We start from the raw sequence: 4,954 nt of genomic DNA, 5'->3' as shown, positions 1-4,954 counted from the left end.
TAACTGACTTTACTAATGCTAGTTTTGATTTATTGATTAGTTATTATGACATAGAAAAAGCGCCACTAATTCTAGTTACAAATCTATCGAAAGCCAATTTTAAAGTAGGATTTGCAAGTGTCGATAAACGATTAAATCATTTTATGATTGATACAAATGCAGAAAACTACAAGGTTTTTATTGAGGAATTATTCAAATATTTAAAAATATTAAACAAACTATAAACATGCAATCATTAATTGGAACCGGCGTTGCACTGGTTACACCATTCAAAAAAGATTTTTCTGTAGATACAGAAGCATTAACTCGAATTGTAAATTTTCAAATCGATAACGGAATTGATTATCTTGTAGTTCTTGGTACAACTGCCGAAAACGCAACACTTTCGCAAGACGAAAAAGAAGTGGTAATTAATACTGTAATTGAAGCAAATAATAGTCGATTACCACTAGTTCTTGGAGTTGGAGGAAATAATACGCATGAGGTTGTCAATGAATTAAAAACTAGAGATTTATCTAAATTTGTTGCTGTTCTTTCGGTTTCTCCATATTATAATAAACCAACGCAAGAAGGAATTTATAGACATTTTGAAGCTATTGCAAATGCGTCTCCGTTGCCAATAATTTTGTACAATGTTCCAGGAAGAACTTCAAGCAATATGTTGCCTTCAACAGTTATTCGTTTAGCTGATGATTTTAAAAACATTGTTGCTATTAAAGAAGCTGCTGGCGATATTGTTCAAGCTATGAAGTTAATTCAAAATAAACCCGATGGTTTTCACGTTATCTCTGGAGACGATATGATTACTTTACCGATGGTTTTAGCTGGTGGAAGCGGAGTGATTTCTGTAATTGGAGAAGGTTTTCCTAGACAATTTTCAGATATGGTTCGTCTTGGATTGCAAAGAAAAGTTGATGAAGCATATAAATTACATTATTTGTTGGCAGAATCAATCGACATGATTTTTGAACAAGGAAATCCTGCAGGAATTAAGGAAGTGCATAAAACACTAGGACTTTCAGAGAATACTGTTCGTTTGCCACTTGTAAATGTTGATGAAAATTTAGCAAAAAGACTTTCAGATTTTACTAAAAAGTTGTAAAAAATAGCAACTAAAAAAAATATTTTATTGTATCTAATTATTAACTAATTTTGCAGTTCGTTTTTAAAGAAAATAAAATCGATTACGAGCACCGATAAATTAAAATGAGAAAAATAATATCAATCATCATTCTAGTTCTTTTTGTATCATCATGTAATGAATATCAAAAAGCTTTAAAAACAGAAGATGTAGCTGTAAAATTGGAAACAGCAACCAAATTATACGAAAAAGGGAAATATTTTAAAGCAATTACATTGTTTGAACAAATTGCTCCAGCATACAAAGGTAAACCACAAGCAGAAAAATTATTTTACATGCATTCAATGTCATACTATAAAAATAAGCAATATGGTTTGTCTGCGTATCATTTTGAAAGCTTTGTTTCTAGTTATCCAAAAAGTGAAAAATTAGAAGAGTCTGCTTTTTTAGCTGCAAAAAGTTATTCAATGCAGTCTACAGTTTACAGTTTAGATCAAACAGATACTGACAAAGCTATTGATAAACTTCAAGTATTTATTGACACTTATCCAAACTCTCAATATTTTGCAGAAGCCAATGCGATAATTAAAGAATTAAAAACAAAATTAGAAAGAAAAGCATACGAAAATGCCAAACTTTACAATTCAATTTCAGATTATAAAGCTGCAATTGTTGCCTTAGATAATTTTGTTTCTGATTTTCCTGGAACACCATATAAAGAAGATGCTTTGTTTTACAAATTAGATTCAGCTTACCAATTGGCTATCAATAGTGTTGTTGATAAAATGGAAGCTAGATTAAATACTGCTAAATTATCTTACGGAAGTTTAGTAAAATTTAAAGCAGATACAAAATATAAAAAAGAAGCCGACGAAATGATGGCTAGAATTGATAAAGAATTGAAACAATTTACTAAATAAAATGTCATGGATTTAAAAAAGACGAATGCTCCTGTAAACACAATAACTTACAATAAAAATATTATTGAAGAGCCAACAGGAAATGTTTATGAAGCAATAACTATTATCGCTAAGCGTGCTAATCAAATCAATGCCGAAATCAAAAAAGAATTAATTGATAAGCTTGATGAATTTGCAACTTACAATGATAGTTTAGAAGAAGTCTTTGAAAACAAAGAACAAATTGAAGTTTCTAAATTCTATGAAAAATTGCCAAAACCTCATGCACTTGCAGTGCAAGAATGGTTAGACGATAAAATTTACCATAGAAACACAGATAAATAATAGCTAAAATGTCAGTTTTAAGCGGAAAAAAAATAGTGCTAGGTGTTTCTGGTGGAATTGCCGCATATAAAACAGCAACTTTAGTAAGACTCTTTATAAAAGCAGGTGCACATGTCCAAGTGATAATGACACCTGCTTCTAAGGATTTTGTAACACCATTAACCTTATCGACTTTATCTAAAAATCCTGTGCATTCCTCTTTTTATAATGAAGAAGACGAGAATGCGCAATGGAACAATCACGTTGAAATCGGATTATGGGCAGACTTAATGGTCATTGCTCCAGCAACTGCCAATACCATGTCTAAAATGGTAAACGGAAACTGTGATAATCTATTAGTTGCAACTTATTTATCGGCAAAATGCCCAGTTTATTTTGCGCCAGCGATGGATTTGGATATGTACAAACATCCTTCTACAATTGCCTCTTTTAATGCCTTACAAAATTTTGGAAATACTATAATTCCTGCCGAATCTGGTGAACTCGCAAGCGGTTTATCTGGAGAAGGTAGAATGGCAGAACCAGAAAATATAGTCGCTTTTATAGAAGCCGATTTAGAGAGTAAATTACCATTAAAAGGAAAAAAAATACTAATTACTGCTGGTCCAACATACGAAGCAATAGATCCTGTACGTTTTATAGGTAATCATTCTTCTGGAAAAATGGGTTTTGATATTGCAAATTGCGCGGCCAATCTAGGCGCAGAGGTGATTTTAGTTTCTGGACCAACTCATTTTAAAGTAAAAAATGATTTTATAAATTTGGTTAGAGTCGTTTCTGCACAAGAAATGTATGATGCCTGTCATCAGTATTACAATGATGTTGATGTTGCTATTGCAGCCGCAGCTGTTGCAGATTACAGACCTAAAGTTGTTGCTGATCAAAAGATAAAAAAGAGCGATACTTGTTTTTCAATTGAGTTAGAAAAGACGAAAGATATTCTAGCTTCATTGGGAGAAATAAAGAAAAATCAGTTTTTAATTGGTTTTGCCCTTGAAACTGAAAATGAAATAGAAAATGCTAAGTTGAAGATTCAGAAAAAAAACTTAGATTTGATAGTTTTAAACTCGCTTCAAGATGAAGGTGCCGGATTTGGGAAACCAACCAACAAAATTACGTTCATTGATTCTAATTTCACTATTGAACCAATGGATTTAAAATCAAAAGAAGACGTTGCTCAAGACATAATTAACAAAGTAATAGAACATTACCATGCGTAAATATTTTTTAGTTTCATTTCTATTTATAATTGCATTTGCAAAAGGGCAAGAGTTAGATTGTACTGTTACGGTGAATTATGACAAAATTACCAATGCAAATGTTCAAATTTTCAAAAATCTTCAAACATCATTGAATGATTTTGTGAATAAAACGGTATGGACAGATCAATCTTATTCGCAAAGAGAAAAGATTAATTGCTCCATGTTCATCATTATAAATTCCTATGATTCTAATCAATTTGGAGCAACAATTCAAGTGCAATCTTCTCGACCAGCTTTCAACTCTACTTACTCATCACCAGTCATTAACATAAATGATAAAGATTTTAATTTTAGATATGTAGAGTTTGAAAATATGATTTATAATCCAAATTCATTTGATACTAATTTAATTTCTGTCATAGCATTTTATAGTTATCTAATTATTGGTACAGATGCCGATACGTTTGCTCTTAAAGGAGGAAGTCCTTATTTTCAAGTTGCTCAAGATATTGTAAACCAAGCAGCTCAAAGTGGTTACAGCGGTTGGACTCAAGCCGAAAAAAACCAAAATAGATTTTTTCTAATAAGTGATATTTTATCTCCAGCATTAGTTGCCTACCGTGAAACGTTGTATTCGTATCATTTTGATGGAATCGATATCATGCATAAAGATTTAAAATCGGCTAAAGAAGCTATAAAAAACTCGCTTAACAATGTTTATAAACTAAATGCTGTTCGACCAAATTCCTACTTAACACGTACTTTCTTTGATGCCAAAGTAGATGAAATTGTTGCCATATACAGTGGCGGTCCATCAATTCCAGTTTCAGATTTAGTTGATAATTTGAATAAAATTTCTCCAATTAACGCGAGCAAATGGTCTCAGGTTAAATTTTAATTTTCTATTAAATTTAAAAAATGATTACATCTTTATCTATTGAAAACTTTGCGTTGATTGAAAAATTATCGGTCACTTTTTCTGATGGATTTTCTGTAATTACTGGAGAAACTGGAGCAGGAAAATCAATACTTCTTGGAGCTTTAGGTTTAGTTCTTGGTAAACGAGCCGACTTAAATTCTCTTAAAAATAAAGAAGAAAAGTGCATTATTGAAGCACATTTTCAAATCAAAAACTATAATTTAAAATCGTTTTTCGAATCCAATGATCTCGATTATGAAGACGATACCATAATTAGAAGAGAAATTTTGCCTTCGGGAAAATCTAGAGCTTTTATAAACGATACACCAGTTAACTTAAACGAATTACAAGATTTAAGTAACTATTTAATCGATATTCATTCGCAACATCAAACCCAAGAATTGTCCGATGATGGTGTTCAATTTCAAATTATCGATTCAGTTGCTTCTAATTTTGATTTAATAACGGATTATTCTTCGAAATTAAAAGATTATAAAAAATCTAAATC

General features: G+C 31.1%; 6 protein-coding genes and 1 pseudogene. All 7 read left to right on the top strand.

What is annotated here, in order from left to right; genetic code table 11:
* Nucleotides 1–224: pseudogene (locus DIU01_RS15430) on the top strand (hypothetical protein); the annotation flags it as partial.
* Between the two features lie 2 nt (nt 225–226).
* Nucleotides 227–1,102 (top strand): 4-hydroxy-tetrahydrodipicolinate synthase, encoded by an 876-nt coding sequence (gene dapA / locus DIU01_RS15425; protein ID WP_290836006.1) that lies wholly within the window; start codon nt 227–229, stop codon nt 1,100–1,102.
* A gap of 104 nt (nt 1,103–1,206) precedes the next feature.
* A complete protein-coding gene (locus DIU01_RS15420; protein ID WP_290836004.1) occupies nt 1,207–2,001 on the top strand; it encodes an outer membrane protein assembly factor BamD in 795 nt (264 codons plus the stop codon).
* Nucleotides 2,002–2,007: 6 nt separating this feature from the next.
* Nucleotides 2,008–2,325, top strand: coding sequence for a DNA-directed RNA polymerase subunit omega (locus DIU01_RS15415; RefSeq protein ID WP_290836002.1), 318 nt, complete (start codon nt 2,008–2,010; stop codon nt 2,323–2,325).
* A gap of 8 nt (nt 2,326–2,333) precedes the next feature.
* Entirely contained in the window at nt 2,334–3,545 is a 1,212-nt protein-coding gene (gene coaBC, locus DIU01_RS15410; protein ID WP_290836000.1) for a bifunctional phosphopantothenoylcysteine decarboxylase/phosphopantothenate--cysteine ligase CoaBC, read from the top strand.
* A complete protein-coding gene (locus DIU01_RS15405; protein WP_290835998.1) occupies nt 3,538–4,425 on the top strand; it encodes a DUF4835 family protein in 888 nt (295 codons plus the stop codon). The genes coaBC and DIU01_RS15405 overlap by 8 nt, the downstream gene beginning before the upstream one ends.
* Before the next feature lie 20 nt (nt 4,426–4,445).
* Nucleotides 4,446–4,954: AAA family ATPase (locus DIU01_RS15400; RefSeq protein WP_290835996.1), on the top strand; the 509-nt coding region annotated here is incomplete at its 3' end.

This window comes from Flavobacterium sp., assembly GCF_003525665.1.
Lineage (GTDB): Bacteria > Bacteroidota > Bacteroidia > Flavobacteriales > Flavobacteriaceae > Flavobacterium.
This window is presented reverse-complemented; position numbering and strand designations above follow the sequence as displayed.

Bases quoted from the DNA above. Each gene is read 5' to 3' on its own strand.
- DIU01_RS15405 (WP_290835998.1), top strand. From the start codon at position 3,538: ATGCGTAAATATTTTTTAGTTTCATTTCTATTTATAATTGCATTTGCA.
- coaBC (WP_290836000.1), top strand. From the start codon at position 2,334: ATGTCAGTTTTAAGCGGAAAAAAAATAGTGCTAGGTGTTTCTGGTGGA.
- DIU01_RS15415 (WP_290836002.1), top strand. From the start codon at position 2,008: ATGGATTTAAAAAAGACGAATGCTCCTGTAAACACAATAACTTACAAT.
- dapA (WP_290836006.1), top strand. From the start codon at position 227: ATGCAATCATTAATTGGAACCGGCGTTGCACTGGTTACACCATTCAAA.
- DIU01_RS15420 (WP_290836004.1), top strand. From the start codon at position 1,207: ATGAGAAAAATAATATCAATCATCATTCTAGTTCTTTTTGTATCATCA.